Source organism: Rhizobium sp. BK512 (assembly GCF_014194915.1).
Classification (GTDB): domain Bacteria; phylum Pseudomonadota; class Alphaproteobacteria; order Rhizobiales; family Rhizobiaceae; genus Rhizobium.
The window spans coordinates 666,077-686,362 of the sequence record NZ_JACIAS010000001.1; the positions used below are offsets into that span (position 1 = coordinate 666,077).

The 20,286-nt window shown below is 60.4% G+C and carries 18 protein-coding genes; 13 read left to right on the forward strand and 5 right to left on the reverse strand.

Going from position 1 to position 20,286, the window contains the following annotated elements:
- Positions 1-49: 49 nt before the first annotated feature.
- Together FHX06_RS03400 and FHX06_RS03405 are read right to left on the reverse strand one after the other, a co-directional pair.
- Positions 50-973 (reverse strand): neutral zinc metallopeptidase, encoded by a 924-nt coding sequence (locus FHX06_RS03400; RefSeq protein WP_112543611.1) that lies wholly within the window; start codon positions 971-973, stop codon positions 50-52.
- 84 nt (positions 974-1,057) lie between these two features.
- Positions 1,058-1,546, reverse strand: coding sequence for a DUF2306 domain-containing protein (locus tag FHX06_RS03405; RefSeq protein ID WP_112543610.1), 489 nt, complete (start codon positions 1,544-1,546; stop codon positions 1,058-1,060).
- Positions 1,547-1,631: 85 nt separating this feature from the next.
- Here FHX06_RS03405 and FHX06_RS03410 point away from each other — a divergent pair, with 85 nt between their 5' ends.
- The 5 genes from FHX06_RS03410 to FHX06_RS03430 all read left to right on the forward strand — a co-directional run bounded on the left by FHX06_RS03410 (position 1,632) and on the right by FHX06_RS03430 (position 9,002).
- Complete coding sequence (locus FHX06_RS03410; protein ID WP_112543609.1) at positions 1,632-2,402, forward strand: LytTR family DNA-binding domain-containing protein; 771 nt, start codon at positions 1,632-1,634, stop codon at positions 2,400-2,402.
- Between the two features lie 77 nt (positions 2,403-2,479).
- The gene (locus FHX06_RS03415) at positions 2,480-3,508 is read left to right on the forward strand and encodes a zinc-dependent alcohol dehydrogenase family protein (protein ID WP_183878092.1); all 1,029 of its coding nucleotides are present in this window, start codon (positions 2,480-2,482) and stop codon (positions 3,506-3,508) included.
- A gap of 172 nt (positions 3,509-3,680) precedes the next feature.
- Positions 3,681-7,166 (forward strand): carbamoyl-phosphate synthase large subunit, encoded by a 3,486-nt coding sequence (gene carB / locus FHX06_RS03420; RefSeq protein ID WP_183878101.1) that lies wholly within the window; start codon positions 3,681-3,683, stop codon positions 7,164-7,166.
- A gap of 102 nt (positions 7,167-7,268) precedes the next feature.
- On the forward strand, positions 7,269-7,730 hold the full coding sequence (locus tag FHX06_RS03425; RefSeq protein ID WP_183878103.1) for a hypothetical protein: 462 nt from the start codon (positions 7,269-7,271) through the stop codon (positions 7,728-7,730).
- A gap of 87 nt (positions 7,731-7,817) precedes the next feature.
- Entirely contained in the window at positions 7,818-9,002 is a 1,185-nt protein-coding gene (locus FHX06_RS03430; RefSeq protein ID WP_183878105.1) for a T6SS phospholipase effector Tle1-like catalytic domain-containing protein, read from the forward strand.
- Between the two features lie 22 nt (positions 9,003-9,024).
- On the opposite strand, the gene FHX06_RS03435 is transcribed toward FHX06_RS03430, so the two are convergent.
- Together FHX06_RS03435 and FHX06_RS03440 are read right to left on the reverse strand one after the other, a co-directional pair.
- Positions 9,025-10,470, reverse strand: a complete 1,446-nt coding sequence (locus tag FHX06_RS03435; RefSeq protein ID WP_183878406.1) for a UdgX family uracil-DNA binding protein — start codon at positions 10,468-10,470, stop codon at positions 9,025-9,027.
- A complete protein-coding gene (locus tag FHX06_RS03440) occupies positions 10,470-11,702 on the reverse strand; it encodes a putative DNA modification/repair radical SAM protein (protein WP_113210871.1) in 1,233 nt (410 codons plus the stop codon). Before FHX06_RS03440 ends, FHX06_RS03435 begins: the two co-directional genes overlap by 1 nt.
- Positions 11,703-11,951: 249 nt before the next feature.
- Between FHX06_RS03440 and greA the strand changes: the two genes are divergently transcribed.
- Complete coding sequence (greA, locus tag FHX06_RS03445) at positions 11,952-12,428, forward strand: transcription elongation factor GreA (protein WP_112543605.1); 477 nt, start codon at positions 11,952-11,954, stop codon at positions 12,426-12,428.
- Positions 12,429-12,456: 28 nt separating this feature from the next.
- Positions 12,457-13,506: a glycosyltransferase family 4 protein gene (locus FHX06_RS03450; RefSeq protein ID WP_183878106.1), complete on the forward strand. Its 1,050-nt coding sequence runs from the start codon at positions 12,457-12,459 to the stop codon at positions 13,504-13,506.
- 129 nt (positions 13,507-13,635) lie between these two features.
- Here FHX06_RS03450 and FHX06_RS03455 read toward each other — a convergent pair whose 3' ends face one another.
- The gene (locus FHX06_RS03455; RefSeq protein WP_112543653.1) at positions 13,636-14,103 is read right to left on the reverse strand and encodes an Lrp/AsnC family transcriptional regulator; all 468 of its coding nucleotides are present in this window, start codon (positions 14,101-14,103) and stop codon (positions 13,636-13,638) included.
- A 229-nt stretch (positions 14,104-14,332) separates the two neighbouring features.
- Here FHX06_RS03455 and trxB point away from each other — a divergent pair, with 229 nt between their 5' ends.
- From trxB to FHX06_RS03485, 6 genes are all read left to right on the forward strand, one after another.
- Positions 14,333-15,307 carry a thioredoxin-disulfide reductase gene (gene trxB / locus FHX06_RS03460; RefSeq protein WP_112972239.1) on the forward strand — a complete coding sequence of 325 codons (975 nt, stop codon included), beginning with the start codon at positions 14,333-14,335 and terminating at the stop codon, positions 15,305-15,307.
- Positions 15,308-15,329: 22 nt separating this feature from the next.
- Positions 15,330-16,226, forward strand: a complete 897-nt coding sequence (locus FHX06_RS03465) for a LysR family transcriptional regulator VtlR (RefSeq protein WP_112543602.1) — start codon at positions 15,330-15,332, stop codon at positions 16,224-16,226.
- A 577-nt stretch (positions 16,227-16,803) separates the two neighbouring features.
- Positions 16,804-17,097, forward strand: coding sequence for an ArsR/SmtB family transcription factor (locus tag FHX06_RS03470; protein ID WP_113210869.1), 294 nt, complete (start codon positions 16,804-16,806; stop codon positions 17,095-17,097).
- A 2-nt stretch (positions 17,098-17,099) separates the two neighbouring features.
- Positions 17,100-18,266, forward strand: a complete 1,167-nt coding sequence (locus FHX06_RS03475; protein WP_183878108.1) for an MFS transporter — start codon at positions 17,100-17,102, stop codon at positions 18,264-18,266.
- A gap of 24 nt (positions 18,267-18,290) precedes the next feature.
- Positions 18,291-19,415, forward strand: coding sequence for an alkene reductase (locus FHX06_RS03480; RefSeq protein WP_183878110.1), 1,125 nt, complete (start codon positions 18,291-18,293; stop codon positions 19,413-19,415).
- Between the two features lie 73 nt (positions 19,416-19,488).
- Positions 19,489-20,286 carry an aminoglycoside phosphotransferase family protein gene (locus tag FHX06_RS03485; RefSeq protein ID WP_183878112.1) on the forward strand — a complete coding sequence of 266 codons (798 nt, stop codon included), beginning with the start codon at positions 19,489-19,491 and terminating at the stop codon, positions 20,284-20,286.

Consider the following 20,286-nt stretch of genomic DNA (forward strand, 5'->3'; position numbering starts at 1 on the left):
GCCCGGCGTACCGGCACCCTGCCTTCGGGCAAGGTGCCGGATATTCCGCTCAAATCGGGTTGGAGAAAGTATCGCAGGCCGAAAGCTGCCCGCTGTCGAAGCCCCGCTTGAACCAGCGCACGCGCTGCGCCGACGTGCCGTGGTTGAAGCTCTCCGGCACGACGTAGCCCTGCGAACGCTTCTGCAGCGTATCGTCGCCGATCTGCTGCGCAGCGTTCAATGCCTCTTCGAGATCGCCGGCATCGAGAATGCCCTTCTGCTGTGTGAACTTGCCCCAGATGCCGGCAAAGCAATCCGCCTGCAGCTCGACGCGGACCGACATCTTGTTCGCATCCGCCTCGCTCATGCTCTGGCGTGCCTGATTGAATTTCGGCAGGATGCCGAGCAGGTTCTGCACATGATGGCCGACTTCGTGGGCGATCACATAGGCCTCCGCAAAATCGCCTGATGCGCCGAACTGATCGGAAAGCTGCTGGAAGAAGGCAGTGTCCAGATAGACCTTATGATCGCCGGGGCAATAGAACGGACCGGTCGCAGCCGATGCGAAACCACAGGCCGATTGCGTCTGGCCGGAGAAGAGAACAAGCCGCGGCTCTTCGTAATCCTTGCCCTGCGACTGGAAAATGCCATGCCATGTATCTTCGGTTTCGGCGAGAACCGTGCGCACGAAGGCGGTCATCTCGTCATTGGCAGGCGCCTGCGGAGACGATTGGCTTTGCTCGTAACCGGGACCTCCGACCGAACCGCCGCCATCCATCACCTGCATCAGGTCGATACCCATCGCCTTGAAGATCAGGTAGATGACGACGAGAAAGATGATCGTGCCGATGCTGAGCCCGCCACCGCGACGGCCAACCCCGCCGCCCGACGGAAAACTGAAACCGCCACCGCGGCCAAAGGGATTGCCGCCACCGGACGGATCGCTGCGGCGATCCTCGATATTGTCGGATTGACGCCGGCCTTTCCATTCCATCTTCGATCTCCCCGGCTATGCATTGAAGCATGCTCTTAGGAGTCAGTTATATATCCGGTGCGAGAACGAATTCCAGCCGCCTCCTTACGCCGCCCGGCTGCGGCGCGGCCCGAACCGGATGGCACCGACGACCGCAACGGCGACCAGCACGAGCACCGCTACCGCTATCCAGCTGTCGCCGGAAAAGGCGACGGCATTCATCAACCGGCCCGGCAGCAGAGTGGCAAGGCCGGCAACGACGATGCCGCCGAAATACATGCCCGATACGACCCGGCGATGCGTACGGATATCGTGCCGCCGTGCAGCCAGAATAGCCCGCCAGCTTCCAGCAAGCACCGCGATGGAAAGAAGGTGGATCGGGCTGAAGCCATGGAACAGATTGATCCTGTGGATGAAGAAGCTCGAGAGCGCCGTGATGACCATCAGCGCCATCCAGACCTTGCCGAGCAGCCGGTGCCTTGGCGTGCCCTTCGGCCGGGCCAGCAGATAGGCGCCAAGGATTGCTGCCGGCACGACGGCAAGGACGTGGATCTGAATGGCAAGGGGCGCATTGAACAGTGGCTCGAGGGTCATGGTCGGCTCCGGTTGAAATCGCCCCCTGTTTCCGGCATGACTGCGTTCCTCTCAACAAAGATGGCGTAAACGACGAGGAAACTTCGTGGATCACCCGTCCTTGCAATCCACGCTTCGCGAATTGCAGGTTTTCTGGCGCTCTCCGCGCTTCTGGGGAACCTTCCTCGCCGTCGTTTTGATCTTCGCGGTGACCGGCCCCTACGGCACGATGGAAAGCATGCCGGCCGACAAGCGCTTCGCCTATTGGCTGATCCTGCACGCTGCCGCATGGTCGATCGCGATCCTGTTTTCGGTGCTTGCCGATACTCTGCTGCGCAAGGTGCTGGATCGCATGTTCTGGCGCATGATGATCGGCTCGCTGGTCGCAGCCTTGCCGATCGGCTTTGCGATCGGTCTCGTCGACTACATTTTCAGCGGCGATCCGGTCCTGCTGGAAAGCAGCCTCTACAGGGCCTTCTTCGCGCTGCCGCTCTGCGCCCTCTTCTGCTTCCTGACCTATCTCACCATGCATCGCCAGATCGAACAGGCAAAGGCGGAAATACCCTCATCAAGCTCGATCCTCGATCGGTTGAAGCCGCAGAATCGCGGCGCCCTGCTGCGTCTGTCCGTGCAGGACCACTATACCGAGGTCGTTACCAGCCGCGGTCGCGAGCTGGTGCTGTTGCGTTTTTCCGACGCGCTGCGCGAGATCGGCGGGACACCAGGCCTCCAGGTGCATAGGTCACATTGGGTGGCCGACGCCCATGTTGAAGCCCTGAAACGCGATAACGGCAAGATCCTGATCCTCACGCGCGACGGCACGCAGATTCCCGTCAGCCGGAGTTTTGCCGAGGAAGCCCGCCGGCGCTTCGGCTGAAGAAATGCCGGCAACTGCTTGACGCGACTCCTGCTTTCCCGCTTCCTGATGATGAGGAGACCTGGAGGAGAATGCCGATGAAAGCCGTGCGCCTGGAAGCGACCGGAAAGCTGTTCCTGCGTGAGGTCGAAAAGCCCGTTCCCGGACCGGATGACCTGCTGGTGCGCGTCGAAGCCTGCGGCATCTGCGGCACCGATCGCCATCTTTTCCTCGGCGAGTTCCCCTCGCATCCACCGGTGACCCTTGGCCACGAATTCGCCGGCATCATCGAAGCAGTCGGCTCCGAGGTCAGCGGTTTTCGCCCCGGTATGCGCGTTACGGGTGATCCCAATATCGCCTGCGGTCGCTGCGAAGAATGCCACAACGGCCGGGTCAATCTCTGCCGGAACCTACAGGCGATCGGCATCCACAAAGACGGCGGTTTTGCCGACTATGTCATCCTGCCGCAGAAACAGGCCCTCGCCCTGCCGCCTGGCCTCGATCCGCTGCACGGCGCCTTTTGCGAGCCGCTCGCCTGCTGCCTCCACGGCCTCGATCTCGCAAATATAAGGACCGGCGCTTCCATCATCGTGCTCGGCGGCGGTGTAATCGGCCTTCTCACCGTCCAGCTTGCCCGGCTCGCCGGCGCGACGCATGTTCTCCTCGTCACCCGCAGTGCAGATAAACGGACGCTCGCTGAAACGCTCGGCGCAACGGCCACCTTCGATCCATCGTGGAAGGATCCAATCAGCGGCATTACCGGCGAAGGCGGATTGCTGCCCGGCGGCGCCGACATCGTCTTCGAATGCGCTGGCGTGCCGGAAACCATGATGCAGGCGCCGAAGCTCGCAAGGCGTGGAGGCACTGCCCTCATCCTCGGCGTCATGCCGCAAGGCGCAAAGATCGAGGTCGAGCCCTTCGACCTGCTGTTCCGCGAGGTGAGCCTCGTCACTTCCTTCCTCAACCCTTTCACACACGGGCGTGCGGCCAATCTTATCGCTTCGGGCGCAATCAGGGTCGAGCAGCTGATTTCGCGTCGGATCACGCTGGAACAAGCACCCGAAGCGATCGCCAATCCGGCGCTCGGCGGCGAGATTCGCGCGCTCGTCGTGCCCGGTCAGCAATAGGCTTCCAAAGGGCGGTCCGGATTCCTGTCGATTCCTTGATTTATGGGGTTCCGTTTGCAAAAACATTTGCCTATAAGCCGCTTCTAGCCTGAAAAGACCCTCAATGCGCGACCCGACCCGGTGACCTCCCACCCTGGCCGGCTTTTTGCGCAGCTAGAAATGGATATCGCCCATGCCAAAGCGCCAAGACATCAAATCGATCCTCATCATCGGCGCAGGACCGATCGTGATTGGCCAGGCTTGCGAATTCGACTATTCCGGCACCCAGGCCTGCAAGGCGCTGAAGGAGGAAGGCTACCGCGTCATCCTCGTCAACTCCAACCCGGCCACGATCATGACCGACCCGGGTCTCGCCGACGCGACCTATGTCGAGCCGATCACGCCTGAAGTCGTCGCCAAGATCATCGCCAAGGAACGCCCCGACGCGCTGCTGCCGACCATGGGCGGCCAGACGGCGCTGAACACCGCGCTCTCGCTGAAGCGCATGGGCGTGCTCGACCGCTATAATGTCGAGATGATCGGCGCCAAGCCCGCCGCCATCGACATGGCCGAGGACCGCGCGCTGTTCCGCGAGGCGATGGCGCGCATCGGCCTTGAAACGCCGCGCTCGATGCTGGCAAACGCCACCGACATCAAGGACGCCGACCGCAAGACCCATGAAGCCGAGCGCACCAAGCTGCGCGAAAGCCTCTCCGGCGCCGATCTCGACAAGGCGCTCGACGAACTGGAAAACCAGTGGAACCTCGGCGAGAGCGACCGCAAGCAGCGCTATATGAGCCATGCGATGGCGATCGCCGCTCAGGCGATCGACCATGTCGGCCTGCCGGCCATCATCCGCCCATCCTTCACCCTCGGCGGCACCGGCGGCGGCATTGCCTATAACCGCTCTGAATTCTTCGAAATCGTCGGCAGCGGCCTCGATGCTTCGCCGACCACCGAAGTGCTGGTCGAAGAATCCGTCCTCGGCTGGAAGGAGTATGAGATGGAGGTCGTCCGCGACAAGGCGGACAACTGCATCATCATCTGCTCGATCGAGAACATCGACCCGATGGGCGTCCACACCGGCGATTCGATCACCGTCGCCCCGGCGCTGACGCTGACGGACAAGGAATACCAGATCATGCGCAACGCTTCGATTGCGGTGCTGCGCGAGATCGGCGTCGAGACCGGCGGCTCGAACGTGCAGTTCGCCGTCAATCCGAAGGACGGCCGCCTCGTCGTCATCGAAATGAACCCGCGCGTCTCGCGCTCCTCGGCGCTCGCCTCCAAGGCCACCGGCTTCCCGATCGCCAAGATCGCTGCCAAGCTCGCCATCGGCTATACGCTCGACGAACTCGAAAACGACATCACCGGCGGCGCGACCCCTGCCTCGTTCGAACCGTCGATCGACTATGTCGTCACCAAGATCCCGCGTTTCGCCTTCGAGAAATTCCCAGGCGCTTCCCCGGTTCTGACCACAGCCATGAAGTCCGTCGGCGAAGTCATGGCGATCGGCCGTACCTTTGCAGAATCGCTGCAGAAGGCGCTGCGCGGCCTCGAAACCGGTCTGACCGGCCTCGACGAAATCGAGATCCCCGATGCCGAAGAAGGCGAATCCAGCCTGAACGCCATCCGCGCCGCGATCGGCACGCCGACGCCGGATCGCCTGCGCATGGTCGCCCAGGCGTTGCGCATGGGCCTGACCATCGAAGAAGTTCACGAAGGCTGCAAGATCGACCCCTGGTTCATCGCCCAGCTGAAGAACATTGTCGACATGGAAGCCCGCATCCGCGAACACGGCCTGCCGACCGACGAGACCAACCTTCGCATGCTGAAGGCCATGGGCTTCTCCGATGCCCGCCTCGCCACGCTGACCGGCAAGCGCCCGAAGGAAGTGGCAGAGCTGCGCAACTCGCTGAACGTCCGCCCGGTCTTCAAGCGCATCGACACCTGCGCTGCCGAATTCGCCTCGCCGACCGCCTACATGTACTCGACCTACGAGACGCCCTTCGTCGGCGCTGCGCGCTCCGAGGCGCTGGTCTCCGACCGCAAGAAGGTCGTCATCCTCGGCGGCGGTCCGAACCGTATCGGCCAGGGCATCGAATTCGACTATTGCTGCTGCCATGCCGCCTTCGCGCTGAAGGATGCCGGCTATGAAGCGATCATGATCAACTGCAACCCGGAAACGGTCTCGACCGACTACGATACCTCCGATCGCCTCTATTTCGAGCCGCTGACGGCCGAAGACGTGATCGAAATCCTGCGCGCCGAGCAGGAAAAGGGCGAAGTCGTCGGCGTCATCGTCCAGTTCGGCGGCCAGACCCCGCTGAAACTCGCCGAAGCACTCGAAAAGAACGGCATCCCGATCCTCGGCACCGCGCCCGACATGATCGACCTTGCCGAAGACCGCGACCGCTTCCAGAAGCTTCTGATGAAGCTCGATCTCAACCAGCCGAACAACGGCATCGCCTATTCCGTCGAGCAGGCCCGCCTGGTCGCTGCCGAAATCGGCTTCCCGCTGGTCGTTCGCCCCTCTTACGTGCTCGGCGGCCGCGCCATGCAGATCATCCATGCCGAGAGCCAGCTGCAGACCTACCTGCTCGACACGGTTCCGGAACTCGTGCCCGAGGATATCAAGCAGCGCTACCCGAACGACAAGACCGGCCAGATCAACACTCTGCTCGGCAAGAACCCGCTATTGTTCGACAGCTACCTCAGCCACGCCATCGAAGTGGATGTCGACTGCCTCTCCGACGGCACCGACGTTTATGTCGCCGGCATCATGGAACATATCGAAGAAGCCGGCATCCACTCGGGCGACAGCGCCTGCTCGCTGCCGCCGCGCACGCTTTCGAACGAGATGCTCGATGAGCTGGAACGCCAGGCTAAGGCCATGGCCAAGGCTCTTAATGTCGGCGGCCTGATGAACGTCCAGTTCGCCATCAAGGACGGCACTGTCTACGTTCTCGAAGTCAATCCGCGTGCTTCGCGTACCGTACCTTTCGTCGCCAAGACCATCGGCGCGCCGATCGCCAAGATCGCCGCCCGCGTCATGGCCGGCGAGAAGCTCGATGCGACCTTCGCCGCTTATGGCGAAAAGCCCGATCCGCGTGCGCTCAAGCACATCGCCGTCAAGGAAGCCGTCTTCCCCTTCGCCCGCTTCCCGGGCGTCGATACCCTGCTCGGTCCGGAAATGCGCTCGACCGGCGAGGTCATCGGCCTCGATAGCGATTTTGCGCTGGCCTTCGCAAAGTCGCAGCTCGGCGCCGGCGTCGAACTGCCGCGCGAAGGAACGGTCTTCGTTGCCGTCCGCGACGAGGACAAGCCGCGTGTTCTGCCGGCCATCCGCATCCTTGTCGAACAAGGCTTCAAGGTTCTGGCAACCGGAGGCACCGCCCGCTTCCTCGGTGAACACGGCATCAACGCCACCAAGATCAACAAGGTGCTCGAAGGACGTCCGCATATTGAGGACGCCATCCGCAACCGCCAGGTCCAGCTCGTCATCAACACGACCGACGGCAACAAGGCGATCTCGGATTCGAAGTCGCTGCGCCGCGCCACGCTGATGCAGAAGGTGCCCTATTACACGACCATGGCCGGCGCCGAAGCCGCCGCCCAGGCCATCAAGGCCCTCAAGGCCGGCAATCTCGAGGTCCGCCCGCTGCAGAGCTATTTTTGATTACGCTGTGGAGAGGCATTGCCTCTTCACAGTCATCTTGATCTGTGGACCGGAACTCTGCGTCCTAGAAGCTGACACGCCGTTTTTATCGGATGGTCCAGAATGACTGAATACCCGTCCGATATTGACTATATATGGGTTGCTACCGACAAGGATGGCTTTCTTGCCATCTTTGTCACTGGCGGAGCTGGAGCAATTCCCTTATCCGCACTCCAAGACATACAAACTGGATCCGGCGAGTTGGAGGCGATATTTTTTCAGCTACCTGCCATCTCCGAAGTCAATCTGCTGGTAAATTATCCCAGGCCTGATGACTTCGTGACAATGGCTGAGCGAGGTTTTTTCACTTACGATTGGCGAGATGTTCATCGCGTGAAACGCGATCATTCCGGAAAATATGAAAAAATAACAGCGCCTCAAAAACCCATCCGGATTGGAAATGTGCCGCCCTTTTTGCAGATCTTGGCGCATCGCACTATTTTCAATCACTCGTTTTTGAGTGCTGACGCAATAAGCATCGAAGACAATTTCAAATTTGACGAGTTCATCGCGATCGATTCTTAGATATTGGTAGCGTTCGCAACTTGCGACCCAAAATTGCAGACGCGGAAACTCAGTGTTAGCCTGTGCCCCGAGCATCGGGGGGCCTGCATGCCGAAGAACATCGTCATTCTGTTCGATGGCACGTCGAACGAGATAACGAAAGACCGAACCAATATCTTGCGCCTGTTCGGAGCGCTGAAGCGCTCCGACGAACAGATCGTCTATTACGACCCCGGTGTGGGCACGCTCGGCGCAGCCGATGCGTGGTCGCGCTTATATCGCAAGACCATCGAGGTCTGGGGGCTTGCCACTGGGTGGGGTCTCGATGAAAACGTCAAAGGCGCCTATCGCTTCCTCGTCGAGAATTACGATGCCGGTCCGGCGGACGACCATGGAGGCCACCCCGAGCGTGACCGCATCTACATCTTCGGCTTCAGCCGCGGCGCCTATACCGCCCGCGTTCTCGCAGGCTTTATCCATGCCTACGGTCTGAGCAGCAGATATCACCTGAACCTGGTCGATTATGCCTATCGAACCTACAAAGGCATTCCCGAACAGGAACAAAGCGCCGATGGCGATCCCGCGGCCCCCTTCAAGAGCATGCGGCTTTACGAACGCATGCTGCGCAACGACCGTCCGCCGATCAAGCTGCTCGGCCTTTTCGATACGGTCGCGTCCCTCATCGAGGCCGGCAGAGGGCGCCTTCAGTTCAAGACACATCCGTTCACCCGCAAGAATCCAAGCGTCGAATATGTGCGCCACGCCATGGCGATCGATGAGCGCAGAACCATGTTTCAACCGGAGCCATGGACGCCGGATCAGGACTACCGCGGTAATCCCTTCAAGACCTCGACGGCAAAACAGGATTTCAAGGAAGTGTGGTTTGCCGGCGTGCACGGCGATGTCGGCGGCGGCTATCCGGAAGCTCAGAGCGCGCAGATCAAGATACCACTCGATTGGATGATCCGCGAAACGGGACCGACGGGGCTGCTCTACGTTTCGCGTACGGTCAACAGCATCGTCCTTGGCAAGAGCGACAAGGACTATGTCGAGCTGAATGCAACCGAACCGCTGCACGATTCGATGAAGGCCGGCTGGAAGCTGCTCGAATATTTTCCCCGATGGGTGCCGGAAAACTCCTGGCGCAAACACGGCAGAAGCGGCTTTTATCTGCCACTCGAGGATAGGCGTTTCATCCCCGATGGAGCAAGCCTGCATGAATCCGTCAGGGTGCGCATGGTGACCGGATATAACCCGCCGAACCTGCCGAAAGACCCGGTCTTCGTTCCCTGACGCATTGAATCGAATTCTGCGCTCAGGAAACCAAGCCCTTGATCCGATTCATATCCTCGCGAAACCTGACAAGCTCCTGCGCCTTCCTCTCCTCGTCTGGAATGCGCAGCAGATAGGAGGGATGTACGGTCGCGAAAAGCTGCCGCCCCTCCTCCATGGCAATCGGCCGGCCACGCACATCCTCCAGCTTCTGCTTCTCGCCGGTCAGCGAATAAAGCGCTGTCGCCCCCATCGCCACGATCAGTCTCGGTTTCACGAGCTCGAGCTCCAGCTTCAGCCACCACCGGCAATGCTGCACCTCGCCAAGATTGGGCTTCTGATGGATCCGCCGCTTGCCACGCGGCTCATATTTGAAATGCTTGACGGCATTGGTGACGTAGAGCCGTGACCGATCGATACCGGCCTGCGAAATGGCCTCGTCGAAGACCTTGCCCGCCGGTCCGACGAAGGGTCGGCCGGCAAGATCCTCCTGATCGCCCGGTTGCTCGCCGACGAACATGATGTCTGCATCGACAGGTCCTTCGCCGAAGACGGTCTGCGTCGCCCTGGCATGCAGCGGGCAGCGATTGCAGACCGCAGCTTCCTCGCGCAACGCCTCCAGCGTCCCCGCCGGCGCCATTTCCGGCATCGGCAGACGAGCCGCCGCTTCCTGAATGCGGTTGTGATAGGGAAGTGGCATCGTCGCCTCGCGCTCGGCCATGGCGAGTACCTTTGCTTCTGCATCGGCAATCAGGCCGGGAATGAGATCGGCCTCCGGCAGGTTCTTCCAGTATTTTTTCGGCATCTCCGCCTGCATGGCCTTCACCTTCAGCCGCGCCGGATTGAAGATGCTGGCATAATAGGTGCGCCACAGATCGTCGGTCGCGTCACTGATATCAGGCTTTTCGCAAGGCGCATCACTCGTCGTCAGCCGCTCGCCATCCCAGGCGGCCGACCCCTTTGGCGTCGCGATCAGCCAGTCCATGTCGGTGAAGCGGCGCTGGAAGAACGGAGCCTTGCGCGCGACAATGTAATGATCGGGCTCGAACCAGGCGATGAATTTACGCCGCCCGCCGGCAGGGGCCGCCACCTCCTTGAAGCGGACGAAGGCCGTCATCTTGTGGGCGTCGCGATGCACGCTCTTCTGCATCAGCCGGGCGCGCGACACCTCTTCATCGGATGCCAGCTCCAGCAGGTTCCGGTTTTCCTGCGTTCGCCAGAGCAGGCTGTAAAGCAGTGAGAAGCGCCTGGCATCGCTATGGCAGATCACCGCCTCGGCCAAAGCCATGAAGGCCGGCGGTACGCTCATCGTCCTGGCATCGACGGGAGGATCGGGCGGCAAGGCATCACGCTGGAAAGCAAAACCCGGTTCGCTGCTTCTTTCATGCCAGTCGATTTCATCAGGCAGAATTCCGGCTGCGGCAAAGGCGCGAGCCGCCTTGCGCCACTCCTCGAAATTCCCCCTGCCCTCCAGAACGACACGGCGCATCATAGCAGCGACAATTGTTCGGGTTGCGGTTCGAACATGGCGCGCAGGTCCGGTCGATCGGCCAGGCGACGCGGCGTCCAGCCCTCGGCAGTGATGAAGGCCTGCACCTTGCGAAGGGAGACACCAAGCCGCGGCAGATCCTCGAGCCGCAACCGGCGCTGCCGCCTCTCCGTCAGGATCGCCTTCACCGTTTTGGTGCCGAGCCCCGGTACGCGCAGGAGCTTCTCGCGATCGGCGCGATTGATATCGACAGGGAAGTCCTCGCGATGGCCGAGCGCCCAGGCAAGTTTGGGATCGAGATTGAGATCCAGCATGCCGCCCTGCTGTGTCGAAGTGATCTCGTCGATGCCGAAACCATAGAAGCGATAGAGCCAATCCGCTTGATAGAGCCGGTGCTCTCGCATCAGCGGTGGCTTGATGAGCGGCAGGTTCTTCGAACTGTCGGGGATCGGGCTGAAGGCGGAATAATAGACACGTTTGAGACCATAGCTGCTGTAAAGCTGACCGCTGGTCGACAGGATCGTCGCATCATTGGCGCCGTCAGCGCCGACGATCATCTGGGTACTCTGCCCGGCCGGCACGAAGCGCTTGCGCCGCTTGGTCTGCAGCGTCGGCTCTCCCGCCGCCTCGATCTTCAGCCTCAGATCGCCCATCGAGCGGCGAATGCTGGCGGGCTTCTTCTCCGGCGCAAAACGGCTGATGCCGCTATCGGTCGGCAGCTCGATATTGAGCGACAGGCGATCAGCATAGAGCCCCGCCTCCTCGATCAGATGTGGAGACGCCTCCGGAATGGATTTCAGGTGGATGTAGCCGCGAAAATGATGTGTGACGCGCAGTTCGCGCACGATGCGTACCATCTCCTCCATCGTATGGTCGGACGAGCGGATAATGCCCGAGGAGAGGAACAGGCCCTCGATATAGTTGCGCCGATAAAATTCCAGCGTCAGCCAGACGACCTCTTCCGGCGTGAAACGGGCGCGCTCGACATTGCTGGACGAGCGGTTGATGCAATAGGCACAATCGTAGATGCAGAAATTGGTGAGCAGGATTTTGAGCAAGGAAATGCAGCGCCCATCCGGCGCATAGGCATGGCAGATGCCGGCGCCTTCGGTTGAGCCGAGCCCGCCGGAGCCAGCCGAATCCCGTTTGACCGTGCCGCTGGAGGCGCAAGATGCATCATATTTGGCGGCGTCGGAGAGGATCGCCAACCGTTCTCTAAGCGATTTCTTCATCATCTTGTTCACTAAATGTTCACGGTGGCAAAATCAAGACGAAGAAATGAGCTTCCCTGCAAGTTCCCTTCAAAAGCAGGCACTTCTGCTGATGATAAAAAGCGCCGATACGAATTTTATGGAAATTGCGCGTCCCGATCTGCTATAAGCAATGAACTAGGTTTGTAACACGGTTCCGAAGTCCCCTTCGGGACCTGTTTTCTTTTGTGTCTGCGCGAACTGCGGATGCGGGGAGAGAAGGACGAAAAAATGGTTGATAAGGTACCGATGACACAGGGTGGTTTCGTCAAGCTGCAGGAAGAACTGCGCTGGCGTCAGCAGGAGGAGCGCCCGCGAATCATCGAGGCAATTGCGGAAGCGCGCGCCCATGGCGACCTTTCGGAAAATGCCGAGTACCATGCGGCCAAGGAAGCACAGAGCCATAATGAAGGCCGCATCACCGAGCTCGAAGACCTGACGGCGCGCGCCGAAGTCATCGACCTCTCCAAGATGTCGGGCGACAAGATCAAGTTCGGCGCCAGGGTGAAGCTCGTCGACGAGGATACCGAGGAAGAAAAGACCTACCAGATCGTCGGCGATCAGGAAGCCGACGTGAAGCAGGGTCGCATCTCCATCTCCTCCCCGATCGCCCGCGCGCTGATCGGCAAGGAAGTCGGCGACTCCATTGAAGTCAATGCGCCGGGCGGCTCGAAGGCCTACGAAATCCTTTCCGTTTCCTGGGGCTGATCGCCCTCGCCTTTCGCACGAGCAGCCAGTGCCGGACATCAGTGACGTCGAGATCATCGCGCCCAACCTGAAACGCCGGCTCTCCGGCGTCACGTCCACGATCGTTCAGCTCATCCCCTGCCAGATCCGGTTGGGGATCAAGATCGCCGCTCTCGGCCCTGGTCTTCCGCCGGAACTTCCGCGGTTGAAATGGCCGCAACTTGCCGGCCTCTGGCGCCCGCCTGCCGGGCGCCGGCAGCGCGTCTGGCATGCGCGCCGCAACAACGAAATGGCCGTCGGCATCCTCATGCGCCACGTCCTGCGCATGCCGATGAAGCTCGTCTTCACCTCCGCCGCCCAGCGCCGCCACACCTCCTATACCCGCTGGCTGATCCGCCGGATGGATGCCGTCATCGCCACCAGCAGCCGCTCCGGCTCCTTCCTCAAGGTGCCGCATGTGATCATCCAGCATGGCGTCGATCTGACGCTTTTCCATCCGCCTGAAGGGGCTGACGATACGATCGCCGCCAGCGGCCTGCCCGGCCGCTATCTCGTCGGCTGTTTCGGCCGCGTGCGCCATCAGAAGGGCACCGATCTTTTCGTCCAGGCGATGATTGCGCTGCTGCCGCAGCACCCGGACTGGACGGCCGTCATTTCCGGCCGTGTCACGCCGGAGCATACGGCATTTGCCGACAAGCTGAAGGCCGATATCGCCGCAGCCGGTCTGACCGACCGCATCGTCTTCATCGGCGAAGTGCCTGATATCAAGGTCTGGTATCGCCGCCTGAGCCTCTATGTCGCCCCATCCCGCAACGAAGGTTTCGGGCTGACGCCACTGGAGGCCATGGCTTCGAAGACGCCGGTCGTGGCATCCGACGCCGGCGCTTACGCCGAAATGATCGTACCGGGCGAAAACGGCGTCATCGTACCGCCCGGCGACGGCGACGCACTGACGGCGGCCATCGCCACCTATCTTGCCGATCCTGCGCTGACTTCAGCTCAAGGCGAAACAGCACTCCGGCATGTGCGTGAAAATTTCGCGCTGGAAAAGGAAGCAACAGCCATCAACCGGATTTACCGGCAGCTTCTCGGCGCTTAAGCCGAGCCAGGTGATAGACATATCCGGAAGGCGGCGAGACGGAGATGTCGACCGCAAATAGAAACGACACGTGAAAACAAGAGCCCGAAGCGTGGCAAGCGGATCTGAAAGATCGCGACGCGCTTTGGATTATAGCTCGACCAGCCCGAGCTTCTTCACCTGTCGGATCGTCAGCATGGTGCGAACAGTATCGACATGCTCGTTGGCCGTCAGCACTTCGATGACGAAATCCTGGAAACGGGTGAGGTTTTGAGCCACGCAATGCAGCAGGAAATCGCTGTCACCGGAAACCATCCAGGCCTGGCGCACCAGCGGCCATTCGGCGGTGGCTGCAGCAAAGGCCTTCAGATTGGCTTCGGACTGGTGCTTGAGGCCGACCATACAGAACGCGACGAGATCGAGCCCAAGCCTCGGGCTGTTCAACATCGCGTGATAGCCTTCGATGACGCCCGCTTCTTCGAGTTTACGCACCCGACGCAGGCAGGGAGGCGCTGAAATTCCCACCCTGTCGGCAAGTTCCACATTGGTCATGCGGCCGTCGGCCTGCAGTTCCCGCAATATCTTTATGTCGATAACGTCAAGTTCAGCGCGAACCACGCTCAGGCCTTTCTTTAATTCCCCGTGGGCAGCTTCTATATAAAGCGACGGAATACGCAAGAAAGTTTCAGTCCGATGACGGAATCTTGCACGGCGCCTGCATTTGCCTTGTTGGTAATGCAAGGCTGCCCTTGAATAAAAGCATTGGTCGTTCATAAATGGCGCAGGGATCGCGAAACGGCCTTATTCGCCTCTTAGCCGCCGCATCCTGCTATCGAAAGGAAATTCCATGTCTGCCCGCCATACCAAGGTGCTCATTATCGGTTCCGGACCTGCCGGTTATACGGCAGCGGTCTATGCCGCGCGCGCCATGCTGAAACCGGTTTTGATCGCCGGTCTGGAACAGGGCGGCCAGCTCATGATCACCACGGATGTCGAGAACTATCCGGGCTTTGCAGATCCCATCCAGGGTCCCTGGCTGATGGACCAGATGCTGCAGCAGGCTCAGCATGTCGGCGCCGAAATCGTCAACGACCTCGTGACCGAAGTCGACCTCAACCAGCGCCCCTTCGTTGCCCGCACCGATAGCGGCCAGGTCTGGACTGCCGACACGCTTGTTATCGCGACCGGCGCCAAGGCCAAGTGGCTCGGCATCGAGAGCGAGCAGCATTTCCAGGGCTTCGGCGTGTCTGCCTGCGCCACCTGCGACGGCTTCTTCTATCGCAACAAGGATGTGATCGTGGTCGGTGGCGGCAACAGCGCCGTCGAAGAGGCACTTTATCTCTCGAACATCGCGAAGTCGGTCACTGTCGTGCACCGCCGCGACAGCTTCCGCGCAGAAAAAATCCTGCAGGAGCGTCTCTTCTCCAAGGAGAACGTCAAGGTTCTCTGGAATACCGAGGTCGCCGAGATCACGGGCACGCCGGCAAAGCCCCCCATGCCGCCGTCCGTTTCCGGTGCTCGCCTGCGCGATACCCGCACCGGCACTATTACCGATGTCGCCGTTGACGGTGTCTTCGTGGCAATCGGCCACGCGCCGGCCACCGAATTGTTCAAGGGCAAGCTGAAGCTCAAGGACAATGGCTACCTCTGGACCGCACCGGATTCGACTGCGACCAGCCTCGAAGGTGTCTATGCCGCAGGCGACGTGACGGACGACACCTTCCGCCAGGCAATCACCGCCGCAGGCTTGGGATGCATGGCCGCCCTCGAGGCAGAACGTTATCTGACGGGCCATATGCCCGTTGCCGTAGCAGCGGAGTAATAGTGGCATGAGGGGTGGGGGAATGCCATTGGACTGGGACAAGCTGCGTATTTTCCACGCAGCTGCCGAAGCCGGATCGTTTACGCATGCGGCTGACAAGCTGCATCTGTCGCAGTCGGCCATCAGCCGTCAAGTAAGTGCGCTCGAGCAGGACGTGGGCACCAAGCTGTTCCACCGCCATGCGCGCGGCCTGATCCTCACCGAACAGGGCGAGCTGCTCTACCGCACCGCCCACGACGTGCTGCTCAAGCTCGAAACCGTCAAGATGCAGCTGACCGAGACGACGGAAACGCCGTCCGGCAAGTTGCGCGTCACGACGACAGTCGGCCTCGGCCAGGGCTGGCTGACCGACAAGATCCAGGAATTCCTGCAGCTCTATCCCGACGTCCAGATCCAGCTCATCCTCGACAACGAGGAAGTGGACGTGAACATGCGGCATGCCGATTGCGCCATCCGCCTTCGTCAGCCGCAGCAATCGGACCTGATCCAGCGCAAGCTTTTCACCGTGCATATGCACGTCTACGCCGCCCCCTCCTACATCAATCGTCACGGCGAGCCGCAGACGATCGAAGATCTCGACAACCACCGCATCATCACGTTCGGCGAGCCGGCGCCAAACTACCTGCTCGACGTGAACTGGCTGGAAATCGCCGGCCGCTCGTCGGACAACAAGCGCATCCCGCATCTGCAGATCAACAGCCAGACCTCGATCAAGCGGGCCTGCCTGCTCGGTATCGGCATCGCCTGCCTGCCCGATTATATCGTCGGCCGCGACCCTGGCCTGATCCAGCTGGCGATCAATGCCGACGTCCCCTCTTTCGATACCTATTTCTGCTATCCGGACGAGATCAAGAACGCCGCCAAGCTGAAAGCCTTTCGCGATTTCATCGTCAGCAAGGCCCGCAACTGGAACTTCTGATTTCCACTTTTGTGGAATGAATCTCAAATCATGCAACCCACGCATGACTGACATGCACAAAAAAGGGTTGTTGTTTGCTCATTAAAGCACCATATCGCACATAGCTGATGCACACGGTGGCTTTTCCTCCCAGTTCCACCGCATTAGCTGTTCCCCTCTGGAGGTTTTTGACCTTCACACTTATAAAGGGCCCTGGTTTTCCGGTGGCCCTCTTTTTTTGCCCGATTTTTGCTTTTTGCCTGAATTTTTATCGGAAGATACCGCAGTGCGGAAAAATTTTGTGCAGCGCATAGCTGGCATGCACAAAAGGCTATTGAAAGCTGCACAAAGAACCACCATATCGCTCGTAGCCGATGCATTTTGTGGTTCTCTCCCAGTGCCACCGCGTTGGCTGTTCCCCTCTGGAGGTTTTTGACCTTCACACTTATAAAGGGCCCTGGCTTTCCAGTGGCCCTCTTTTTTTGCTTAAGATTTAAGCAGAGCCAGGAAATCAATCGCTCACGCCTCCGTGATTTGCATATCGAAAATCATCGATCCATATATCGGGAAAATCCGATTTATACTTCGATGAACGACGATGGACAAAGACGAGATTCTCAAGGCGCTGGCCAATCCTGCCCGGATGGACATCCTCAACTGGCTGAAGAAACCGGAAGAACACTTTCCGACACAGGAACACCCGTTTGATATGGGCGTCTGCGCCAGCCAGTTCGAACGCTGCGGCCTTTCCCAATCCACTGTTTCCGCCCATCTTGGTACCCTACACCGCGCCGGCCTCGTTACCAGCAAGCGTGTCGGCCAGTGGATCTTCTACAAGCGCAATGAAGAAACGATCGCTGCCTTTCTCCAGCAGCTAACGCAGGATCTCTAGTCATGCCCCTTGCCCTGCTCGTCCTTGCCTTGAGTTCATTTGCCATAGGCACCACCGAATTCGTCATCATGGGCCTGCTGCCCGAAGTCGCCGCCGATCTTTCCGTGACGATCCCCCAGGCTGGCTGGCTGGTGACGGGTTATGCCCTGGCCGTCGCGCTCGGTGCGCCGATCATGGCGGTCTCCACCGCCAAGCTGAAGCGACGCTCGACGCTCATCATGCTGATGGCCTTCTTCATCGCCGGTAACCTGCTCTGCGCAATCGCGCCCAATTACTGGGTGCTGATGATCGCCCGCATCGTCACCGCGCTTTGCCATGGCGCCTTCTTCGGCATCGGCTCGGTGGTCGCCGCCAATCTTGTGAGCGAAGACCGCAAGGCCCGCGCCGTCGCCCTGATGTTTACCGGCCTGACGCTGGCAAACGTTCTCGGCGTTCCAACCGGCACTGCCATCGGCCAGGCTTTCGGGTGGCGCTCCACCTTCTGGGTCATTACCGCCATCGGCGTCGTCACCATTGCCGGCCTGATCGCCATCCTGCCGCGCGACAAGCAGGAAACGCAGAGCAGCATCCTGCGCGAGATCGCGGCATTGAAGAACGTCCGCCTCTGGATGGCGCTCTCGGTGACCGTCTTCTTCGCGGCCTCGATGTTCACGCTCTTCACCTACATCGCGCCGCTGTTGCGTAACGTGACCGGCATCTCGCCGGAAGGCGTCACGTGGACACTGTTCCTGATCGGCATCGGACTGACAGTCGGCAATCTCATCGGCGGCAAGCTGGCCGATTGGCGGCTTGGAGCCACGCTCGCCAGCGTCTTTGCTGTAATCGCGCTCACCTCCGCAGTCTTTTTCTACACCAGCCGCTTCGTCATCCCGGCCGAGATAACGCTCTTCCTTTGGGCTGCTGCAACCTTCGCTGCGGTCCCTGCCCTGCAGGTCGGTGTCGTCGGCTTCGGCAAGGATGCGCCAAACCTCGTCTCGACCATCAATATCGGCGCCTTCAACACCGGCAATGCGCTCGGCGCCTGGGTCGGCGGCATGGTCATCAATGCCGGTCTCGACTTCGTCCATGTTCCCCTCGCCGCTGCCGCCATGGCCCTGATCGGCCTCGCAGCGACGGCGCTCACCTATCTCTCCGGCCGGGCACAGACTAACCCCGCTACCGCCGAGTGATCCCCCAAGCAGAAAGGACCTTCCATGGCCAAGCTTTTCCAGCCGACTCAGGTCGGCGATATTTCCCTCAGGAACCATATCGTCATGGCGCCGCTCACCCGCAACCGCTCGCCGGGCGCAATCCCGAACGATCTCAACGTCGAATATTACCGCCAGCGCGCCACGGCCGGCCTCATCATCACCGAAGCGACCGCCATCACGCATCAAGGCCAGGGTTATGCCAACGTTCCCGGCCTCTACAGCAAGGAAGCGCTCGACGGCTGGAAGCGCGTGACGGATGCGGTCCACGCCGGAGGCGGCAAGATCGTCGTGCAGATGTGGCATGTCGGACGCATCTCCCACAACACGCTGCAACCCGACAATGCCAAGCCGGTCTCCTCGACCAACCGCATCGCCAAGGCCAAGACCTATCTCGTCAATGCAGACGGCACCGGCGCCTTCGCCGAAACGTCCGAACCGCGTGCACTCGAAACCTCCGAAATCCCCGGCATCATCGAGGATTACCGCAAGGCCGCCCGTGCTGCGATCGACGCCGGCTTCGATGGTGTCGAAATCCACGGCGCCAACGGCTATCTGCTCGACCAGTTCATGCGTGATGGCGTCAACGACCGCACCGATCAATATGGCGGCTCGATCGAAAACCGTGCCCGTTTCCTCTTCGAAGTCGTTGAAACCGTGACCAGGGAAATCGGCGCGCGCCGCACCGCGATCCGCATCTCGCCGGTGACGCCGTCGGGTGAATCCTATGATTCCAACCCGCAGACACTCTTCACCCATGTCGTTGAAGGCCTTGCCAGGTACGACCTCGCCTATATCCATGTCATCGAAGGCCAGACCGGCGGCGAGCGTGATTATCGCCAGGGCGACAACCCGTCCTTCGACTACAAGGCACTGCGCGCTGCCTATGAAAAGGCTGGCGGCAAGGCTGCCTGGATGGTCAACAACGGCTATGTCAGAGACATGGCGATCGAAGCCGTCGAAAACGGTACGGCCGATCTCGTCGCCTTCGGCAAGCCCTTCATCTCCAATCCCGATCTCGTCGAACGCCTGGAGAAGAACCTGCCGCTGAACCCACCGGACCAATCGACCTTCTATGGTGGCGATGCCAGGGGCTATGTCGACTACCCCCTGCTTGAAAAGGTCGCCTGATCCTTTTCGCCGAAACGAAATCCCGCCATCCGGCGGGATTTCCATTCGTGACCATTGCCGCTAGCATGCGCGCATGTTCTCACCCTATCTCGAACGCTGGTCGCTTACCTCGGACGGCGAGCCCATCATCACCCATTCGAGCCGCCTCCTGCCGGTCACCTGGCGGGACAAACCCGCGATGCTGAAAGTCGCAACCGACAGCAGTGAGCGCGAAGGCGCATTGCTGATGAAATGGTGGGATGGTGACGGAGCGGCCAAGGTCTACGCGCAGCAGGACGACGCCATTCTTCTCGAGCGCGCGGCCGACAGGCACTCGCTGCTGGAAATGGCCCTGAACGGCGAAGATGATGAAGCAAGCCGCATCATGGTGCGCACCGCAGCAAGGCTGCATGCGCCGCGCCCCGCGCCTCTCTCCGGTTCCCCGACACTCGAGCGCTGGTTCCGCAGTCTGGAACCGGCAGCGCGCACCCATGGCGGCACGTTTGTCGATAGCTGGAGGATCGCCAACAGCCTGCTCGCAACACCACAACAGCTCAGCATTCTCCACGGCGACATCCACCACCGCAACATCCTCGATTTCGGCGAACGCGGCTGGCTGGCGATCGATCCCAAGCGAATCTACGGCGAACGCGGCTATGACTTTGCCAATATCTTCGCCAATGAAGACCTGCCGACGACGACGGATCCCAAGCGGCTCCAGCGCCAGCTTCCGATTGTCTCCAAAGAGGCAGATATAGAACCGTCAAGGCTGCTCAAATGGATCGCTGCCTATTCTGGTCTTTCCGCTGCCTGGTTTCTTGAAGATGGCGACCAAGCCTCGGCGGAAAAACCTCTGACGGTTGCCCGTATCGCCCTCGCGGAACTGGACTAG

What these genes read in the sequence shown, in the direction of transcription:
- FHX06_RS03405 (WP_112543610.1), bottom strand. Translation starts at nt 1,546, where the DNA reads ATGACCCTCGAGCCACTGTTCAATGCGCCCCTTGCCATTCAGATCCAC.
- FHX06_RS03475 (WP_183878108.1), top strand. Translation starts at nt 17,100, where the DNA reads ATGCCCCTTGCCCTGCTCGTCCTTGCCTTGAGTTCATTTGCCATAGGC.
- FHX06_RS03465 (WP_112543602.1), top strand. Translation starts at nt 15,330, where the DNA reads ATGCCATTGGACTGGGACAAGCTGCGTATTTTCCACGCAGCTGCCGAA.
- FHX06_RS03425 (WP_183878103.1), top strand. Translation starts at nt 7,269, where the DNA reads ATGACTGAATACCCGTCCGATATTGACTATATATGGGTTGCTACCGAC.
- carB (WP_183878101.1), top strand. Translation starts at nt 3,681, where the DNA reads ATGCCAAAGCGCCAAGACATCAAATCGATCCTCATCATCGGCGCAGGA.
- FHX06_RS03440 (WP_113210871.1), bottom strand. Translation starts at nt 11,702, where the DNA reads ATGAAGAAATCGCTTAGAGAACGGTTGGCGATCCTCTCCGACGCCGCC.
- FHX06_RS03430 (WP_183878105.1), top strand. Translation starts at nt 7,818, where the DNA reads ATGCCGAAGAACATCGTCATTCTGTTCGATGGCACGTCGAACGAGATA.
- greA (WP_112543605.1), top strand. Translation starts at nt 11,952, where the DNA reads ATGGTTGATAAGGTACCGATGACACAGGGTGGTTTCGTCAAGCTGCAG.
- FHX06_RS03470 (WP_113210869.1), top strand. Translation starts at nt 16,804, where the DNA reads ATGGACAAAGACGAGATTCTCAAGGCGCTGGCCAATCCTGCCCGGATG.
- FHX06_RS03400 (WP_112543611.1), bottom strand. Translation starts at nt 973, where the DNA reads ATGGAATGGAAAGGCCGGCGTCAATCCGACAATATCGAGGATCGCCGC.
- FHX06_RS03485 (WP_183878112.1), top strand. Translation starts at nt 19,489, where the DNA reads ATGTTCTCACCCTATCTCGAACGCTGGTCGCTTACCTCGGACGGCGAG.
- trxB (WP_112972239.1), top strand. Translation starts at nt 14,333, where the DNA reads ATGTCTGCCCGCCATACCAAGGTGCTCATTATCGGTTCCGGACCTGCC.
- FHX06_RS03415 (WP_183878092.1), top strand. Translation starts at nt 2,480, where the DNA reads ATGAAAGCCGTGCGCCTGGAAGCGACCGGAAAGCTGTTCCTGCGTGAG.
- FHX06_RS03480 (WP_183878110.1), top strand. Translation starts at nt 18,291, where the DNA reads ATGGCCAAGCTTTTCCAGCCGACTCAGGTCGGCGATATTTCCCTCAGG.
- FHX06_RS03435 (WP_183878406.1), bottom strand. Translation starts at nt 10,470, where the DNA reads ATGCGCCGTGTCGTTCTGGAGGGCAGGGGGAATTTCGAGGAGTGGCGC.